This window comes from Planomonospora alba (genome assembly GCF_039534085.1).
Taxonomy (GTDB): domain Bacteria; phylum Actinomycetota; class Actinomycetes; order Streptosporangiales; family Streptosporangiaceae; genus Planomonospora_B; species Planomonospora_B alba.
On the sequence record NZ_BAAAUT010000020.1, the window covers coordinates 33,913 to 52,166 of the forward strand.

At 73.3% G+C, this 18,254-nt stretch carries 16 protein-coding genes and 1 pseudogene; 5 read left to right on the forward strand and 12 right to left on the reverse strand.

All coding sequences use genetic code 11. The features are described 5' to 3' along the window. The first annotated feature begins 53 nt into the window (after positions 1-53). The 3 genes from ABD823_RS14030 (at position 54) to ABD823_RS14040 (ending at position 4,226) form a co-directional block, all read left to right on the forward strand. Positions 54-857, forward strand: a complete 804-nt coding sequence (locus ABD823_RS14030) for a purine-nucleoside phosphorylase (RefSeq protein ID WP_344859541.1) — start codon at positions 54-56, stop codon at positions 855-857. Positions 858-947: 90 nt separating this feature from the next. Further along, the gene (locus tag ABD823_RS14035) at positions 948-2,597 is read left to right on the forward strand and encodes a phospho-sugar mutase (RefSeq protein WP_344859542.1); all 1,650 of its coding nucleotides are present in this window, start codon (positions 948-950) and stop codon (positions 2,595-2,597) included. A 147-nt stretch (positions 2,598-2,744) separates the two neighbouring features. Beyond that, complete coding sequence (locus tag ABD823_RS14040; RefSeq protein WP_344859544.1) at positions 2,745-4,226, forward strand: ATP-binding protein; 1,482 nt, start codon at positions 2,745-2,747, stop codon at positions 4,224-4,226. Positions 4,227-4,308: 82 nt separating this feature from the next. On the opposite strand, the gene ABD823_RS14045 is transcribed toward ABD823_RS14040, so the two are convergent. From ABD823_RS14045 to ABD823_RS14065, 5 genes are all read right to left on the reverse strand, one after another. Further along, positions 4,309-4,953: a PH domain-containing protein gene (locus ABD823_RS14045; RefSeq protein WP_344859545.1), complete on the reverse strand. Its 645-nt coding sequence runs from the start codon at positions 4,951-4,953 to the stop codon at positions 4,309-4,311. A gap of 37 nt (positions 4,954-4,990) precedes the next feature. Further along, positions 4,991-6,070, reverse strand: coding sequence for an adenosine deaminase (locus ABD823_RS14050; RefSeq protein ID WP_344859547.1), 1,080 nt, complete (start codon positions 6,068-6,070; stop codon positions 4,991-4,993). 63 nt (positions 6,071-6,133) lie between these two features. Next, positions 6,134-6,487 carry a cupin domain-containing protein gene (locus ABD823_RS14055; protein WP_344859549.1) on the reverse strand — a complete coding sequence of 118 codons (354 nt, stop codon included), beginning with the start codon at positions 6,485-6,487 and terminating at the stop codon, positions 6,134-6,136. Positions 6,488-6,551: 64 nt separating this feature from the next. Continuing rightward, positions 6,552-7,238 (reverse strand): AMIN-like domain-containing (lipo)protein, encoded by a 687-nt coding sequence (locus ABD823_RS14060; RefSeq protein WP_344859551.1) that lies wholly within the window; start codon positions 7,236-7,238, stop codon positions 6,552-6,554. Between the two features lie 166 nt (positions 7,239-7,404). Then, a complete protein-coding gene (locus ABD823_RS14065) occupies positions 7,405-8,838 on the reverse strand; it encodes an MFS transporter (protein ID WP_344859553.1) in 1,434 nt (477 codons plus the stop codon). 86 nt (positions 8,839-8,924) lie between these two features. Between ABD823_RS14065 and ABD823_RS14070 the strand changes: the two genes are divergently transcribed. Both ABD823_RS14070 and ABD823_RS34635 read left to right on the forward strand, forming a co-directional pair. Continuing rightward, complete coding sequence (locus tag ABD823_RS14070; protein ID WP_344859555.1) at positions 8,925-9,356, forward strand: MarR family winged helix-turn-helix transcriptional regulator; 432 nt, start codon at positions 8,925-8,927, stop codon at positions 9,354-9,356. A gap of 25 nt (positions 9,357-9,381) precedes the next feature. Beyond that, positions 9,382-9,456 (forward strand): annotated as a pseudogene (locus ABD823_RS34635) (hypothetical protein); the annotation flags it as partial. A gap of 141 nt (positions 9,457-9,597) precedes the next feature. Here the strand turns inward: ABD823_RS34635 and ABD823_RS14080 are convergent. The 7 genes from ABD823_RS14080 to ABD823_RS14110 all read right to left on the reverse strand — a co-directional run bounded on the left by ABD823_RS14080 (position 9,598) and on the right by ABD823_RS14110 (position 18,059). Next, entirely contained in the window at positions 9,598-10,878 is a 1,281-nt protein-coding gene (locus tag ABD823_RS14080; protein ID WP_344859558.1) for a thymidine phosphorylase, read from the reverse strand. Between the two features lie 2 nt (positions 10,879-10,880). Continuing rightward, positions 10,881-11,282: a cytidine deaminase gene (locus ABD823_RS14085; RefSeq protein WP_344859560.1), complete on the reverse strand. Its 402-nt coding sequence runs from the start codon at positions 11,280-11,282 to the stop codon at positions 10,881-10,883. Further along, positions 11,279-12,559, reverse strand: a complete 1,281-nt coding sequence (locus ABD823_RS14090) for an ABC transporter permease (RefSeq protein WP_344859562.1) — start codon at positions 12,557-12,559, stop codon at positions 11,279-11,281. The genes ABD823_RS14085 and ABD823_RS14090 overlap by 4 nt, the downstream gene beginning before the upstream one ends. Beyond that, positions 12,556-13,707 (reverse strand): ABC transporter permease, encoded by a 1,152-nt coding sequence (locus ABD823_RS14095; RefSeq protein WP_344859564.1) that lies wholly within the window; start codon positions 13,705-13,707, stop codon positions 12,556-12,558. Before ABD823_RS14095 ends, ABD823_RS14090 begins: the two co-directional genes overlap by 4 nt. A 37-nt stretch (positions 13,708-13,744) precedes the next feature. Continuing rightward, positions 13,745-15,283 carry an ABC transporter ATP-binding protein gene (locus ABD823_RS14100; protein WP_344859566.1) on the reverse strand — a complete coding sequence of 513 codons (1,539 nt, stop codon included), beginning with the start codon at positions 15,281-15,283 and terminating at the stop codon, positions 13,745-13,747. A gap of 86 nt (positions 15,284-15,369) precedes the next feature. After that, positions 15,370-16,446, reverse strand: coding sequence for a BMP family lipoprotein (locus tag ABD823_RS14105; protein WP_344859568.1), 1,077 nt, complete (start codon positions 16,444-16,446; stop codon positions 15,370-15,372). 371 nt (positions 16,447-16,817) lie between these two features. Next, positions 16,818-18,059, reverse strand: a complete 1,242-nt coding sequence (locus ABD823_RS14110) for a M20 family metallopeptidase (protein ID WP_344859570.1) — start codon at positions 18,057-18,059, stop codon at positions 16,818-16,820. Positions 18,060-18,254 lie beyond the last annotated feature (195 nt).

Sequence of the window (18,254 nt, forward strand, 5' to 3'; positions counted from 1 at the left end):
GTCACGGGCGCCGGGGGCGTGCCGGGCCCGGCACGGCGAGTACGCTCGGTGAGGTGACCAATGACCCTTATGCACTCGCCACGGACGCCGCGGCCGCGCTGAAGAGCGCCACCGGAGTCGACTCCTTCGACGTCGCGCTGGTGATGGGGTCGGGCTGGGTCCCGGCCGCCGACGCCCTCGGCGAGACCGTCGCCGAGATCCCGGTGACCGACCTGCCCGGTTTCGCGCCCCCGGCGGTGGCCGGCCACGCGGGCAAGATCCGCGCCGTGCGCACCGACTCGGGCAAGAACGCCCTGATCTTCCTCGGCCGCACCCACCTGTACGAGGGCCGCGGCGTCGAGCCCGTCGTGCACGGCGTGCGCACCGCCGTACGGGCCGGAGCCCGCACCGTCGTGCTGACCAACGCCGCCGGCGGCCTGCGCCCGGAGACCCAGGAGGTCGGCGAGGCCGTGCTGATCAGCGACCACATCAACCTGACCGGCGCCAACCCGATCTCCGGCGCCACCTTCGTCGACCTCACCGAGGTCTACTCCCGGCGCCTGCGCGACCTGGTGCGCGCGGTGGAGCCCACCATGACCGAGGGCGTCTACATCGCCTTCCGCGGCCCGACCTACGAGACCCCCGCCGAGATCCAGATGTGCCGGATCCTCGGCGGCGACCTGATCGGCATGTCCACCGTGCTGGAGGCCATCGCCGCCCGCGAGGCCGGCGCCGAGGTGCTCGGCATCTCCCTGGTGACCAACCCGGGCGCCGGGCTGGTCGGCAAGCCGCTCAACCACGAGGAGGTGCTCCAGGTCGGCCGGACCACCGCCGCCCGCATGGGGGTCCTGCTCGCCGGGATCGTCAACAAGCTGTAGGCACCGGCCCGCGGGCACCGGCCCGCGGGCGGAGTGGAAGGGACAACCGGCGGGGGTGCGGTCCTCCCTGCCCGGGAGCGTGAGGTGATCATGAGCAGCGATCTCGTACGGCTCGCACAGGACTGGCTGGAGCAGGATCCGGACCCGCGGACCAGGGCGGAGCTGGAGGCGCTCCTCGCCGCCGGGGACGAGGCGGCGCTGCGCGACCGGTTCGGCGCCAAGCTGGAGTTCGGCACCGCGGGCCTCCGCGGTGAGCTGGGCGCCGGCCCCAACCGGATGAACCGCGTCACCGTCATGCGCGCCGCCGCCGGACTGGCCGCGGTCCTCGGCCCGGACAAGCACGTGGTCATCGGCTACGACGCCCGGCACAACTCCGACGTCTTCGCCCGCGACACCGCCGCGGTGCTGACCGGAGCCGGGCTGCGGGCCTCGCTGCTGCCCGCGCCGCTGCCCACCCCGGTGCTGGCCTTCGCCGTACGGCACCTGGGCGCCGACGCGGGCGTGACCGTCACCGCCAGCCACAACCCGCCCCGCGACAACGGCTACAAGGTCTACTGGGGCGACGGCTCGCAGATCGTGCCGCCGGTCGACGCGGGCATCTCCGCGGCCATCGACGCCGTCGGCCCGATCTCCTCGCTCCCGCTGGGCTCCCCGGAGGACCCGGAGTGGACCGACCTCGGCGAGGAGATCGTGGCGGCCTACCTGGACGCGGTGACCATGCTCCCGCTCGGCGACGCCCGCGACCTGCGGGTCGCCTACACGCCCCTGCACGGCGTGGGCGGCGTCACGCTCACCGCGGCCTTCCGCGCCGCCGGGTTCGACGCCCCGGTGACCGTCGAGGCCCAGGCCGATCCGGACCCCGACTTCCCGACCGTCGCGTTCCCCAACCCGGAGGAACCCGGCGCGATGGACCTCGCCCTGGAGCTCGCCGGGCGCATCGGCGCGGACCTCGTGCTGGCCAACGATCCCGACGCCGACCGCTGCGCGGTGGGCGTGCCCCTGCCGGAGGGCGGCCACCGGATGCTCACCGGCGACGAGGTGGGCGCGCTGCTCGGCGAGCACGTCATCCGGCAGACCTCCGGCGACCGGCTGGTGGCCACCACCATCGTCTCGTCGTCCCTGCTCGGGAAGATCGCCGCCGAGCACGGCGTGGGCTACGAGGAGACCCTCACCGGCTTCAAGTGGATCATGAAGGCGGGAGGCGGGCGGGGCCGGCTGGTCTACGGCTACGAGGAGGCGCTGGGCTACAGCGTCGGCTCGGACGGCGGCCTGCCCGTCCACGACAAGGACGGCATCGGCGCCGCGCTGACCGTCGCCGGGCTGGCGGCCCGGGCCAAGCGCGACGGCCGCACCCTGCTCGACCTCCTCGACGACCAGGCCCGCCGGTACGGCCTGCACGCCACCTCCCAGCTCTCGGTCCGGGTGCACGACCTGTCCCTGATCGCGGGGGCGATGGCGCGGCTGCGCGCCACCCCGCCGGTGGAGCTCGGCGGGCGCAAGGTCGAGGCGGTCGAGGACCTGAGCCTGGGCGCCGGCGGCCTGCCGCCGACCGAGGGCCTGCGCTACCGGCTGTCCGGCGGTGCCCGGATCGTGGTCCGGCCCTCGGGCACCGAGCCCAAGCTCAAGTGCTATCTGGAGACGGTGGTGCCGGTGACCGGCGAGGTGGCCGAGGCCCGGGCGCGGGCCGCGGCGGACCTCGACGCGCTGAAATCCGACCTGTCGGCCGCCCTGGGCCTGTAGCGGCTCCCCCGCCGGGCGGGGCGGCGCGGGACGGAAAGGCCGGTGAAAGCATCGGCGACGGAAGTCCCATATCGCGGCGTCCCGCTCATGACGCCCTCACGGGCGGGGATCCCATCCGTGAGCGTCTCATCCGGGAGACGCTCACGGATGAGACCTTCGGGAGCGATGGCCGCCTTCATCGGGAGAGCGTACGAGCTGGCCCGGCTGGAACGCCTGCTGGCCAAGGTGGTGGGAGGCGGCCGGGCCGGACGGCCGGGCCGGGCCGTCCTGCTCCGGGGCCGCCGCGGCGTCGGGAAGTCCCGGCTGGTGGAGGAGCTCGTCAGGCGCGCGGGGGTGCCCTGCCTGTTCCACTCCGCCTCCGGCGGCACGCGGGCCGAGCAGGTGGCGGCCCTCCTCGACGAGGGCGCCGCCTCGGACCTGCCCGGCGCCCGGCTCCTGGCGGGACGGTCCGCCGACTCGTGGCAGGCGGCGCTCCACCTCCTGGCGGAGGCCCTCCCCGTCGAGTCGCCGAGCGTCGTCGTGCTCGACGGGCTCCCCGAGCTGCTGGCCGCCGACCCCGGCCTGGAGGAGGCCCTGCAGGCGGCGTTCGCCCGGGAGCTGTCCCGCCGCCCCGCGCTGCTCGTCCTCATCGGCTCGGACCTCGCCGTGATGGAGGCGGTGAACCAGCGCGGCAGGCCGTTCTACATGCGCGCCACCGACATGCTGCTCCACCCCCTCAGCCCGGCGGACGTGGCGGACGCGCTGGGGCTGCCCGCGGCCGAGGCCGTCGACGCCCGCCTGGTCTCCGGCGGCCTGCCGCTGATCTGCCGGGAGTGGACGCCCGGCCTCGCCGTGCCGGAGTACCTCCGCCGGGCCCTGTCGCATCCCGCCTCCCCGCTGGTGGTGGCAGGTGAGCGGATCCTGGCGGCCGAGGCTCCGGCGGGCACCCAGGCACGGACCGTCCTGGCCGCCGTCGGCGCGGGGCACCGCTCCCACTCGGCGATCGGCCGCGCCGTGCCCGCCGTGCCCAGGGCCTCGCTCAACCGGGCGCTGCAGTCCCTCGTGGAACGGCGGCTGGTCACCGCCTCCCTGCCGCTCTCCACCCGGCCGTCGCGCGAGACCCGCTACCACGTCACCGACGGCCATCTGCGCTTCTGGCTGGCCTTCATCGGCCCGCGGCTGCCGGAGATCGCGCGGGACCGCGGCGACCTCGTCCTCGCCCGCCTGCTGCGCTCCTGGGACGCCTGGCGGGAGGCGGCGGTCAAACCCCTGGTCCGCGCCTCCCTGCGGCGGATGGGCGGGCTGCCCGAGGGGACGGGCGCGATCGGCGGCTACTGGACCCGCACCGACGACCCGGAGATCGACATCGTCGGCGCCGACGAGGAGCCGGTGGGCCGCAGGGTCACACTGGTCGGCTCGGTCACCTGGCGCGAGGACCGCCCGTTCGACCGGCGCGATCTGGACGCGCTCATCGTCCGGCGCTCCCGGATGCCGGGCGCGGACGCCGGCACGCCGCTGTTCGCGGTCTCCCGGAGCGGCTCGGCGACCGCGGAGGTCACGCCGGTCACCCCGGAGCAGCTGGTCGACGCCTGGCGGCCCGGTCCTCCCCCGCCTCCCGAGCCGCCCGGGTCCCGGCCCCGGACCGGCTGAGCCGGCCGGTCCCGGGCCGGGGCCCGCGTGGCGGTCCGGGCCCCGGCCGGCGGGTGGTCCGGCGGACCGGGGAGCGAGCGGCTCAGGAGATCAGGAAGGCGACCGCCACCAGGGCCAGGGCGGCCCCCAGCGCGGCCAGGGCGCTCGGCGCCCAGGTGGTCCGCATCCCCGCGGCCTCCGGAGACCCGGATCCGCCCGTGCCCCCCGGAGCCGCGGGCCCGCCGTCCGCGCTCTTGCGCCGGGCGGCCCCGGCGCGCTCCCGGATCTGCTCGGCCGCCCAGTCGGCGTGGGTCCGGCCGGCCAGCGCCTCGGCCGCCGCCTGCTCCCCCCTGCTGCGGGCGGGCGCGGTGGCCAGGCGCCCTCCCGCGGAGGAGGAGCCGCGCCGCAGCGCCACCGCCCGCTCCCGCGCCGTGGTCTGCGGGGTCCAGCAGCGGACCCGGTCGCCGCCGGAGGTGATCGTGATGGCGTGCGAGACCGCGACGTCGTCCACCGCCTCCCACGGCACGGAGACGTTCCGCAGGGGGTTGCGGACCAGCAGGCGCTCGGCGTCCAGGACGACCGCCGGCCGCAGGCAGGTGACGAAGACCAGGGCCGTCAGCACCCCCAGGACCGCCGCGGCCGCCATCGAGGGCGGCCCGCTGTAGCGCACGGCCAGGTCGACCGCGTTGAGGGCGGCGAACGCCATCCACACCCAGCCCAGGACCAGCGCGGTCTTCGATCGGAACACCTGTCTCATCGTCCCCGTCCCACCCGCGCCGATCCGCTCACGCCCGCCACTTGAGCCGCGCGAAGCCGGGCTTGATGACCCCGTTGATGAGCGCCAGCCGGTCGTCGAAGGGGAGGAACGCCGACTTCATGGCGTTGACCGTGAACCACTGCAGGTCGTCCCAGTCGTAGCCGAAGGCCCCCACCAGCTTGGCGAACTCCTCCGAGACGGAGGTCCCGCTCATCAGCCGGTTGTCGGTGTTGACCGTCACCCGGAAGTTCAGCCGGCGGAGCAGGCCGATCGGGTGCTCGGCGATGGAGGGCGCGGCCCCGGTCTGCAGGTTGGAGGTCGGGCACATCTCCAGCGGGATGCGCTTGTCGCGGACGTAGGCCGCCAGCCGGCCGAGCTTGGGCTCGCCGTCGCCCGGCACCGCGATGTCGTCGATGATCCGCACGCCGTGGCCGAGCCGGTCGGCGCCGCACCACTGGATCGCCTGCCAGATCGAGGGCAGCCCGAACGCCTCGCCGGCGTGGATGGTGAAGTGGGCGTTCTCCCGCTGGAGGTACTCGAAGGCGTCGAGGTGCCGGGTGGGCGGGTAGCCCGCCTCGGCCCCGGCGATGTCGAACCCGGCCACGCCGACGTCGCGGTAGCGGACCGCGAGCTCGGCGATCTCCATGGACCTGGCCTGGTGGCGCATCGCGGTGAGCAGCGTGCCCACCCGGATCCCCCGGCCCTCCGAGCCGATCCTGAACCCCTCCAGGACCGCCTCGATGACCTCCTCCAGGCTCAGGCCCCGCTCGGTGTGCTGCTCGGGCGCGTAGCGCACCTCGGCGTACACCACGCCGTCGGCGGCCAGGTCCTCCGCGCACTCGGCGGCGACCCGGACCAGCGCCTCGCGCGTCTGCATGACCCCGACCGTGTGGTCGAAGGTCTCCAGGTAGCGCTCGAGCGAGCCGGAGTCGGCGGCCTGGCGGAACCAGGTGCGCAGCTCGCCGGGGTCGGTCGTGGGCAGCCGGTCGTAGCCGGTCTCGCGGGCCAGGTCGACGATGGTCTCGGGCCGCAGACCACCGTCGAGATGATCGTGGAGCAAGACCTTCGGAGCCTGGCGGATCTGCTCAAGGGTGGGTAGCTGGCTCATCTCGTCATCCTACTGTCCGGTAGCAGGTCAGCGGGCTCCCGGAGATCGCCGGAAGTCCCGCGGCTACTCGTCGCGGCGCGCCGTCTCCGGAGAGAAGGCGGGCACGCAGACCGCGACGTACTCGGCTCCCTCGGGGCCGCAGCTGTAGCGGACCTTCTCCCCCGGCTCGCACGCGATCGCCTGGCCGGCGTGCACCTCGGTGGTGCCCTCCGCGTGCTCGACGACGACCGTGCCGGAGAGCACGAGCGTGTACTCGGTGAACTCCGGCGTCTGGGCGGGCTCGTCCCACCCCGCGGGAGCCTTCATGTGCGCGATCGAGATCCCCGTGTCGCCGCTGTTGACCCGGCCGACGTACTCGTCGATGATCTTCCCGCCCGGCACCGGGATCCGCGTCGCGTTCTCGATTCTCCTCACCATCTGTCCATTTTCCCACCGGTACGGCGTGCGGGACGCGCGGGCATGCCGGCGGACCGGCGGCGGCTCAGTGCGCGACGTCCACGACCAGGCGGTCGGGCCGCTTCTGCTCGATGACCCGGAAGGCCGCCTTGCGCTCCAGCACGACGCCCACGCCCACCACGGCCTCGAAGTCGCCGGTCTTCACGACGCTGCGCACGTTGCCCAGCCCGGCCTGGAAGACCGGGCCGCCCTTCAGGGTCGGCTCCCCCGCCTCGGTGTGCGCGTTGGCCGGGGTCAGCGTCACCTGCAGATAGGCTCCGCCCTCGACGTCGATCGGGTCGCCCGACCCGTCCTGGACCAGCGCGGGCACCCAGTCCACGGTGTACCCCGGCAGGGTGCCGGCGAAGTCGATCACCACCCGGTCGAACCCCGGGTGTTCAGCGAAGCGCACCCCGGTGACCAGCGGCGGCTCGTCGGGGTTCCGCTTCACCTCGACCGGCTCGGTGCCCGTCGGCGCCTTCAGCCCGGTCGGCGAGGTGGGGTCCTGCTGTCCCGGCGTGCCCTGCGCGGGCGGCCGGCCCGGCCGGGTCGCGTCCGGGGTCCCGGCGGGGGCCCCGGACGGGTCCGCCGCGGCGCCCGGCGAGCCGCCGGCCCCCGAGGCCGCCGCGGATCCCGGGGGCCCCGAGGGTTCCGCCTCCGTGGCCGCGCCTCCGCAGCCGGCCAGCAGCAGGACGAGGGGAATGGCCGCGAGCACGGCGCGAGAGCTGTTCATGTGAGCCTCCTGCGCTTTAGATGCCCCGGAACCCGGGCGGGTTCACCGCCCGCGGCCGTCCCGTCCGGCAAAGGTCCGCGCCTCCCGCGGAGCCCCTGTCCTTCCCGCGGGAGCGCGTCCCCGTGCCGTTCCCCCCGTTCCCCGGAGCCCTCGCGGGCCGCCCCGACTACGCCGGCTCCGGGGCCTGCAGCGCGGCGTCGTCCCGTACCGCGACGGCCGTACGGGCTCCGCGCAGTCCGGTCAGGGCGATGACGAGGCCGGCCAGGGCGAGGGCGCCGGAGACCGCGATCGCGGCGCGGAACCCGTCGAGCGGATCGGCTCCCGTGCCGGAGGTCAGCACGGCCGTCACGACCGCCAGCACGACGGCGCCGCCGACCTGGCCTGAGGTGTTGAGCAGACCGGAGGCCAGGCCCTGCTCGTCGTCGGCCACGCCGTTGGTGGCCTGGATGTTGAGCGAGGGGAAGGACAGGGCGAAGGCGATGCCCAGCAGGACCATGCCGGGGACGACCAGCGTGGCCAGGTCGGGGGCCTCGTCGATGCGGAGGAAGAACGCGTAGCCGGCGGCCAGCGCGGCCGCGCCGACCGCGATCAGCCGGGCGGTGCCGTACCGGTCGGCCAGGCCGCCCATCTTCGTCGAGGTGACCGCCACCAGCAGGCCGGCGGGCAGGAAGGCCAGCGCCGTCTCCAGGGCGGACCAGTGCAGGAAGTTCTGGAAGTACTGCATGGCGACGAACTGGAAGCCGACGTAGGAGCCGAACAGGATCACCAGCCCGAGGTTGGCCCGGACGATGGGGCCGGAGCGCAGGATGCCGAGCCGCACCAGGGGGTGGCGGACCCTCCGCTCGGTCACCACGAACGCGGCCAGCAGGGCGGCGGCGGCCAGCAGCGAGCCGACGGTCCGCAGCGAGCCCCAGCCTGCCTCGGGGGCCTCCACCACGGCGAAGACCAGCAGCAGCATCGAGCCGGTGATCGTCGCGGCGCCGACGAGGTCGTGGCCGCCCTCGGCCCGCTCCTCCTGCTGCCGGGGCAGGAACCGCAGGGCGGCGGCCAGGGCGAGGAGCGCGACGGGGACCGGCATGAGGAAGGTCCATCGCCAGCCGAGACCGGTCAGGAGCCCGGAGATGACCAGGCCGAGGGAGAAGCCGCTGGCCCCGGAGGCGGTGAAGATGCTGAGGGCCCGATTGCGGGCCGGGCCCTCGGCGAAGGTCGTGGTGATGATCGACAGCGCGGCCGGCGCGGTGAAGGCGGCGCTGATGCCCTTGACGAACCGGGCCGCGATCAGCAGGGCGCCGTCGCTGACCAGGCCGCCGAGGAGCGAGGCCACGGCGAAGACCGCCAGGGCCACCAGGAAGACCCGGCGCCGCCCGAGCAGGTCGGCGGTGCGCCCCCCGAGCAGGAGCAGGCCTCCGTACCCGAGCACGTAACCGCTGACCACCCACTGCAGCGAGGAGGTGGACAGGCCGAGGTCGGCCTGGATGGACGGGAGCGCGACGCCCACCATGGAGACGTCGAGCGCGTCGAGGAACACGACGGTGCACAGGACGCCCAGGGCGGCCCACAGGCGCGCGTCCCAGCGTCCTTCGGTGGAAGAGGGAGTCATGGAAGGCAACAATACATGCATGCGCATGTAATGCAACGGAATTTAATTCCTATACATTTGATGTTCATGCATGATAGGGTGCGCGCATGAGCGAGGAGTCCGCCGTCCGCGCCTGGCGCGAGGTGCTGGCCCTGCACGCCAGGGCCGCCTGCGCGCTGGAGCGCGAGCTCTCCGAGAGACACGGCGTCGGCATGAGCGAGTTCGAGGTCCTGGAGCGCATGGTCGAGGGCGGCCGGCCCCGATACCGGGTCCAGGAGATCGCCGATGCCGTCCACCTGAGCCAGAGCGCGTGCTCGCGGCTGATCGCCCGCCTGGAGCGGGCGGGCCTGGTCAGGCGGTGCATGTGCGAGGCCGACCGGCGCGGCGTCTTCGTCGGCGTCACCGACGAGGGCCGCGCCCGGCACGCCGCCGCCCTGCCCGTCCACCGGGCCGTCGTCGCCTCGGTCTTCGGCCCCGCCCGTGCGGAGACGGCCGCCGCGGCCGGAGCCCCGGCGGCCGTCTCCCGTTCAGGGGCTTGAGCCGTTCGGCCGCACCCGCGCGCTGGTGCTGCGGGCGCTGGGCGACCGGAGCCGCACGACCGGCGAGATCGCGCGGGCCCTCGGCATCTCCATGGCCTCGGCGAGCGAGCACGCCTCGCTGCTGCGCGAGGCCGGGCTGGTGGCGAGCGAGCGGTGCGGCGACAGCGTCCGGCACCGGCTCACCCCCTGGGGCTGGACCTCCTGCACGGGCCGTGCGGCACCCGGTCCGCGTGGCGGCGCCTCAGGCCCTGATGCGGTCGATCACCAGCGGGAGCAGGTCGACCTCACCGGCCCCGCCGATCGCGTAGGCGCCGTCCAGCGCGGCGAGCGCCCGCTCGAAGCGGGAGGCGTCGTCGGCGTGCAGGGTCATCAGCGGCTGCCCCTCGCGGACCTCCTCGCCCGGGCGGGCGTGCAGCGTGATGCCCGCGCCGAAGGAGACCGGGTCCTCCTTGCGCTCCCGGCCCGCGCCGAGCCGCCAGGCGGCCAGGCCCACGCCGTAGGCGTCGAGCCTGGTCAGCACGCCGGAGGCGGGCGCGACGACGTCCATCGTCTCCGCGGCCGTCGGCAGGGCCGCGTCCGGGTCGCCGCCCTGGGCGCTGATCATCCGGCGCCAGGCGTCCATCGCCGAGCCGTCCTTCAGCGCGTCGGCGGGGTCCTTGCCGCCGTCGAGGCCCGCCGCCGAGAGCATCTCGCGCGCCAGCCGTACGGTCAGCTCGACCACGTCCTCGGGGCCGCCGCCGGCGAGCACCTCGACGGACTCGGCGACCTCCAGCGCGTTGCCCACCGTGCGGCCCAGCGGCCGGTCCATCGCCGTCAGCAGGGCCACGGTGTTCACCCCCGCGTCGGTGCCCAGCTCGACCATGGTGGTGGCGAGCTCCCGGGCGCGGTCCACGGTCTTCATGAACGCGCCCGAGCCGACCTTGACGTCCAGCACCAGCGCGCCGGTACCCTCCGCGATCTTCTTGGACATGATCGAGGAGGCGATCAGCGGGATCGCCTCGACGGTGCCGGTCACGTCGCGCAGCGCGTAGAGCTTCTTGTCCGCCGGGGCGAGTCCCTCGCCCGCCGCGCAGATGACGGCCCCGGCCTCGCGCAGCACGCCGAGCATCTCCGCGTTGGACAGCGAGGCCCGCCAGCCGGGGATGGACTCCAGCTTGTCCAGCGTGCCGCCGGTGTGGCCGAGGCCGCGGCCGGACAGCTGCGGGACGTAGCCGCCGCACGCGGCGACCAGCGGGGCCAGCGGCAACGTGATCTTGTCGCCGACGCCGCCGGTGGAGTGCTTGTCGGTGGTACGGCCCGGCAGCGATGACCAGTCCATCCGGTTCCCGGAACGGATCATGGCCTGGGTCCACTCGGCGATCTCCCGCCGCGTCATGCCGTTGAGCAGGACGGCCATCGCGAGGGCGGACATCTGCTCGTCGGCCACGACGCCCTTGGTGTAGGCGTCGATCACCCAGTCGATCTGCTCGGTGGACAGCTCCCGGCCGTCCCTCTTGGTGACGATGACGTCGATGGCGTCCATGGTCAGGCCCCCCGGCCCAGGTCGTCGGGCCCGAAGGCGTACGGCAGGATCTCCGCCATCGGCTTGGGCCCGTCGACGGTCTCGACCAGCAGGTCGGTACCGCCGAACTCGAACAGCAACTGGCGGCAGCGCCCGCACGGCATGAGCACCTCTCCGTGCCCGTCCACGCAGGTGAAGGCGACCAGGCGGCCGCCGCCGCTCGCCTGGAGCGCGGAGACCAGGCCGCACTCCGCGCAGAGCCCGACGCCGTAGGAGGCGTTCTCCACGTTGCAGCCGGACACGATCCTCCCGTCGTCCACCAGGGCGGCCGCGCCCACCGGGAACCGGGAGTACGGGACGTAGGCGTTGCCCATGATCCGCACGGCCTCGGCCTTGAGCGCCGCCCAGTCGATCGGAGTGGTCATTTCGCCTGTCCCTTCCGGTACGGCACGCCGTCGGCCGCGGGCGGCCGGAGCCGCTGCGCCGCCAGCGAGAGCACCAGCAGCGTGGTGATGTGGGGGGTGACCGAGGTGAACTGCGCCGGGATGCTGTCGGTCAGCGTGAACAGCACGAGCACGATGACCGCGGCGGCTCCGGTGAACACCGCGGCCTGGGTACGGCTCTGCTTGACGAGCTGGTAGACCGCGACCCCGGCGAGCAGGACCGCCACCAGCAGCAGCAGCGCGTGGACCGACTCCCCGCCCCGGCGGAGCTGGAGGGCGTCGGTGTAGCCGAACAGCAGCGAGCCGGCCGCCAGACCGCCCGGCCGCCAGTTGCCGAAGATCATGGCGGCCAGGCCGATGAAGCCGCGGCCGCCGGTCTGGCCCTCGCGGTAGGCGCTGGAGGCCACCAGCGACAGGAACGCGCCGCCCACGCCCGCGAGCACACCGGAGATGACCACCGCGACGTACTTGTAGGTGTAGACGTTGACGCCGAGCGACTCCGCGGCGACCGGCCGCTCGCCGCAGGCGCGCAGCCGCAGGCCGAAGGCCGTGCGCCAGAGCACGTAGAACGTCAGCGGGACCAGCAGGACCGCCACGATGGTCAGCAGCGAGACGTTGACGGTCAGACCTCGCACGATCCCGGCCAGGTCGGAGACCAGGAACCACTGCCTGGCCTCCAGCGAGGCCAGCGCGTCGCCGACGCCCGGCACGCTGACCACGCCCGGCTTGGGCACCGGGGGCGACTGCGAGTCGCCGCCGCCGGGCATCTCGGCGAAGGTCACCTTGGACAGGAACTGGGTGATGCCTGTGCTGAGAATGGTGATCGCGACACCGGAGATGATGTGGTCCACCCCGAAGGTCACGGTCGCCGCCGCGTGCAGCAGGCCGCCCAGCGCACCGGCGAGCGCGCCGATGACGACACCCGCCCACGGGTTGCCGAACTGGATGGCGCCCCAGGCGCCGCCCCAGGTGCCGAGGATCAGCATGCCCTCCAGGCCGATGTTGACCACGCCGGCCCGCTCGGACCACAGGCCGCCCAGACCGGCCAGGCCGATCGGCACGGCCAGCGCGATGGCCGCGTTGACCGCGCCCGCCGAGGTGAGGTCGACGGCCCCGGTGACGGACCGGACGAACGACAGCAGCAGGACCAGCGCGCCGAGGGCGAGCAGGAGGTGCTTCCAGGTGAAGCGGAACCTCGAGGGGACCCGCTCGACCTGCTCCACCCGCATCTCGGCGGTGGTGTCCCTCTCCTCGGTCATGCCGACGCTCCTTCAGCCTGCGGCGGGGTCTTGCTCGCCAGTTCCTTGCCCACCCGGCGCTGCTCGGCCGTGATCTGGTAGCGGTGCACCAGCTCGTAGGCGACGATGACGGAGAGCACGATGGTGCCCTGCATGATCTGGACGATCTCCGGGGCGATCTCGTGGAGCTGGAGGATGCTCGCCGAGGTGTCCAGGAAGGCCCACAGGAGGGCGCCGAACGCGATGCCCACGGGGTGGTTCCGGCCCAGCAGCGCGATCGCGATGCCGGTGAAGCCCAGCCCCGTGGGGAAGTCCAGGCTGTAGGAGTAGGAGGCGCCCAGCAGCTGCGGCATGCCGATCAGGCCCGCCGCCGCGCCGGACAGGAGCATCGTCGCCATGATCATCTTCTTGACGTTGACGCCGCTGGCCACGGCCGCCGTCTCCGACCGCCCGGTGGCCCGCAGGTCGAAGCCGAAGCGGGTCCGGTTGAGCAGCACGTGGTAGAGCACGCCCACGACGATCGCGAGGATGATCAGGCCGAAGACCGGGTACTCGGTGCCGGGGACGAGCGCCATGCCGGGCACCCGCCCGGACTCGGGGATCGGCTTGGTCCCGATGTTGTTGCTGCCCGCGACCTCCACCGCCCACCGCTCCTTGTTGAGCAGCCAGGCACCGAGGTTGGTGGCGATGGCGTTCAGCATGATCGTGGAGATGACCTCGCTGACGCCGCGCTTGACCTTCAGCAGGGCGGCGATCGAGGCCCAGCCGGCGCCGACGAGCATCGCCACGAAGACGATCAGGGCGACGTGCAGCGGGGCGGGCAGCGCGACCGCGCCGCCCACGGCCGCGGCGGTGAGCGCCGCGAGGCGGTACTGGCCGTCGACACCGATGTTGAACAGGTTCATCCGGAACCCGATCGCCACCGCGATCGCGGCCAGGTAGTAGGTCGTCGCGTAGTTCAGGGTCAGCGCGATCGACCGCGGCTGCGCGCCGTACTCGGCCATGACGCCCAGCGTCTCCAGCGGCGGGGCGTCGGTGGCGAGCAGGACGACCGAGGTGATCAGGGCAGCGAAGACGATCGCCAGGACCGGCGCCACGACGGAGAGCAGGCCGCTCAGCCGTACCCGTCCGAGCAGGCGGTCGGCGAAGCTCGACTCAGCGGATTTCATGAGATGACTCCGGATCCGGTGCGGACCGTGCGGGCGTTCATGCCGCCTCCCCCGCTCCCGTCATGGCCGAGCCCAGCTGCTCGGGCGTCACGTGCTGCGGGTCGACGTCGGCGACGATGCGCCCGCGCAGGATGACCTTCAGCGTGTCGGACAGGCCGATGAGCTCGTCCAGGTCGGCCGAGATCAGCAGGACGGCCAGGCCCGCCGCGCGCGCGGCGCGCAGGTGGTCCCAGATCGCGGCCTGGGCGCCGACGTCCACGCCGCGGGTCGGGTGCGAGGCGATGAGGAAGACCGGGTCGCCGCTCATCTCCCGGCCGACGATCAGCTTCTGCTGGTTGCCGCCGGACAGCGCCGCGGCGTCCACGTCGATGCCGGGCGTGCGGACGTCGTATGCCTCCACGATGCGCCGGGTGTCGGCGCGCGCTCCGGCCCGGTCGATCCACGGGCCCTTGGCGTTGGGCCGGCGGGTCTGGTGGCCGAGGATGCGGTTCTCCCAGAGCGGGGCCTCCAGCAGCAGGCCGTGCCGGTGCCGGTCCTCGGGGATGTAGCCGATGCCGGCCTCACGGCGGCGCAGCGTGGACCAGGAGGAGATGTCCTCCTCACCGAGCCGGATCTCCCCCTCGGCGTGGCGCATGCCCATGATGGCCTCGACGAGCTCGGCCTGGCCGTTGCCCTCGACGCCGGCGATGCCCAGCACCTCGCCCTTGCGGATGTCGAAGCTGACGGCGTCCACCAGCGCGCGCCTGTCGGCGGAGTGCACCGTCAGGTCCCGCACCGAGAGGGCGACCACGTCGGTGACGGTGGACTCGCGGGTCTCCGGGCTGGGCAGCTCGCTGCCGACCATGAGCTCGGCCAGCTGCCGGGCGGTCACGTCCCGGGGATCGACGCTCGCCACGGTGGTGCCGCGCCGGATGACGGTGATCGCGTCGGCGACCGAGAGCACCTCGTCCAGCTTGTGGGAGATGAAGATGATGGTCAGGCCCTCGCTGACCAGCTCGCGCAGGTTGCCGAAGAGCTCGTCCACCTCCTGCGGCACGAGCACCGCGGTGGGCTCGTCCAGGATCAGGATGCGCGCGCCGCGGTAGAGGACCTTGAGGATCTCCACCCGCTGCCGGGCGCCGACGCCCAGGTCCTCGACCAGCGCGTCGGGGTCGACGCCCAGGCCGTAGGTGGCGGAGATCTCCCTGATCCGCCTGCGGGCGGAGCCGAAGTCGAGGGCGAGGCCGCCCTTGCGCGGCTCGCTGCCGAGGACCACGTTCTCCAGCACGGTGAGGTTGTCGGCCAGCATGAAGTGCTGGTGGACCATGCCGATGCCCGAGGCGATGGCGTCCGAGGGTGACTTGAAGGCGGCGGGCCTGCCGTTCACCCGGATCTCGCCCTCGTCGGGGCGCTGCATACCGTACAGGATCTTCATGAGGGTGGACTTGCCCGCGCCGTTCTCACCGACGATGGCGTGCACGTGCCCCTGCTGCACGGTCATGGAAATGTCGCGGTTGGCCACGACGCCGGGGAACCGCTTGGTGATCCCCTCGAGCTCGACGGCCGGTGTCGAGGTGCTGATGACGGCCTCCTCCATCGGATGGCCACGATGATGTGATGAGGTGGGAAAACCCGTGCGAAGGGCCCGGGGATCAGTCCGCCGGGCCCTTCATTGATACCAGGTCAGGAGACCTTGTCCGGCACCGTGATCTCGCCGGAGATGATCTTCTGCTTGTACTCGTCGAGCTTGGACTTGATGTCGTCGACGTGGCCACCGGTGGTGGAGTAGTCGACGCCGCCGGCCTTGAGGTCGTAGACCACCGGGCCGCTCTTGACCGAGCCGTTCGCGACGTTCTTCAGGAAGTCGAGGACCGCGACGTCGACCTTCTTGACCATGGAGGTCATGATGACGTCCCGCACCTCCGGCGCGGCGGTCAGGGCCTGGTCGGAGTCGACGCCGATCGCCTTGCCGTTGGCGGCCTTGGCCGCCTCGAACACGCCGCCGCCGGAGCCGCCCGCGGCGTGGTAGACCACGTCGGCGCCCGCGTCGAACATGCCCTCGGCCGCGGTCTTGCCCTTGGCCGGGTCGGTGAAGCCGCTGAAGTCCGGCGGCTGCGACAGGTACTTGACGTCGACCTTGATGTCGGACTTGACGGCCTTGGCGCCCGCGGCGAAGCCCGCCTCGAACTTCTTGATCAGCGGGACCTCGACGCCGCCGACGAAGCCGACGTGGTTCTTCTCCGACTTCAGCGCCGCGGCGGCGCCGACGAGGAAGGAGCCCTCGTGCTCGGCGAAGACCAGGTTGGTGATGTTGGCGCCGGTGGCCGCCTCGTCGTCGACGATGGCGAACTTGACGTCGGGGAACTCGGCGGCGACCTTCTTCACCGGGCCGGAGTAGGCGAAGCCGACCGCGATGATCGTGTTGAAGCCGCCCTGGGCGAGCAGGCGGAGCCGCTCCTCCTTGGCCGCCTCGGTCTCGCCGCTGCCGGCTTCGAGCTCCTTGGTCTGGCCGACGCCGAGCTCCGTCTTGGCCTTGTCGAGACCCGCGGCGGCGGCGTCGTTGAACGACTGGTCGCCGCGGCCGCCGATGTCGTAGGCGAGGCCGACCTTGAGGTCGGAGGCGGCCGGGGCCGAGGTCCCCGTCGCTCCCGGCGAGGCCGTGGTGGCGGTCTCATCGCCTCCGCCGCACGCGGCGGCGGCCATGAGCATGCTGCCCGCAATCGTGGTAGCGGCCAGCTTGCCGAATCGCTTCTGAAGCAAGATGGACTCCCTTCGCGTCCAGTGCACGCGCGAAGAGACGCACGGCAACTCTGCACGGAAGATAGTTGTTCGCTGAGCACGGACCAAACCGGCGCACAGGTCCGCAACAGGTCCGTTACCCAGCTCAAGCCACCTTGTGACACACAAAGCGGAGCGAATCTACCCACCGGTAGCATCCCGTGCCGTAACGATCACCTCACGGACCGCCCGCCGTGCCGCCGCTCCCGGAGGGTCCGTACGCCGCCGTCCACCCCCGGCCACACAGCGTGACCGCGCAGGTCACGTCGTGGCGGGGGCCACCGTACCGCCGACCGCGCCGCCGGGCCAAGGATCCTTTGCGGAGATTTGGCCCGCGTCCCGCGCGGCGGAGGTCAGCCCTCGGCGTTCACCACGACGAGCGACTCGTCGACGGCGGGCTGCCGCTCCTCCCACAGGGCGGTCAGCGCGGCCCCCACCATGAACCGCACGCCGACCCCGATGCAGCTCTCGTCGACGTCGAAGGTGCCCTGGTGGATGTCTCCGGCGTTCGCCGCGCCCGGCGTGCGGGTGCCCAGGCGGGCGAACGCGCCGGGGACGGACTCGAGGTACCAGCCGAAGTCCTCGCCGCCCAGGCTCTGCTGGGTGGGCACCGAGGCGCCCTCACCGAGCATGCTCTCGGCCGCCTCGGCCAGCATCTGCACGCTGTCCTCCTCGTTGACCACCGGCGGCACGCCGCGCACGTAGTCGAGGTGCGCCTCGACGCCGTAGGCGCCGGCGACCGACTCCAGCAGCGACTTGATCACGTCGGGCGCCGCGTGCCACGCCTCCTCGTCCAGGCAGCGCATGGTGCCCTCGGCGATGCCCTCGTCCGGGATCGCGTTGGCCACCGAGCCGGCCTCGACCCGGCCCCAGACCAGGCTGAGCGACGAGCGCGGGTCGACCCGGCGGGAGAGCGCGGCGGGCAGCTCGGTGAGGATCTTGGCGAGCGCGAAGACGAGGTCGGCGGTCAGGTGCGGCCGGGCGGTGTGCCCGCCGGGGCCGCAGACCCGGACGTTGACCCGGTCGCAGGCGGAGGTGATCGGCCCGGTCTTGAGGCCGACCTTGCCGACGTCCACCTTGGGGTCGCAGTGCAGGCCGAAGATGCGGTCCACACCGCTCAGGCCGCCCGCGGCCAGCACCTCCATCGCCCCGCCGGGAAGCTCCTCGGCGGGCTGGAAGAGCAGCCGGACCCGGCCGGGCAGCAGCCCGGCCTCCGCCTGCCGGGCGAGGAAGAGCCCGGCGCCGAGCAGGATCGTGGTGTGCACGTCGTGGCCGCAGGCGTGGCAGACGCCGGGGACGGTCGAGCTGTAGGGCACGTCCTTCTCGTCGGGCACGGGCAGCGCGTCGATGTCGGCCCGCAGCGCCACGGTGGGCCCGTCGCCGCTGCCGATGTCGCAGATCAGGCCCGTGCCGCGGGGGAGCACCGACGGGAGCAGGCCCGCCTCGGTCAGCCGCTCCGCGATGCGCTGGGTCGTGCGGTACTCGGCGAACGCCAGCTCGGGGTTCATGTGGAGGTCGCGGCGGAAGCCGATCATCGCGGCTTCGCGCTCGGCGAGGAACGCGTCGAGTTCCCCCCGAAGATTACGCCCTCGCATTGGTTCACCGTCCCATCCGCGCCAGCGGTCCGAATCGTCGACGCACGTGCCACTGCCCAGAATCGCCTGATCCATGGGCGGCCTTCGAAAAGCGATCGCCGCGCGGACGGGCCTGGTGGATGTCACGGGCCGTACCGGCGCGGGCGACGAACCGCCGGCGTCGCATCGGCGTGCCGGAGTGAGGCCGCCGCCGCG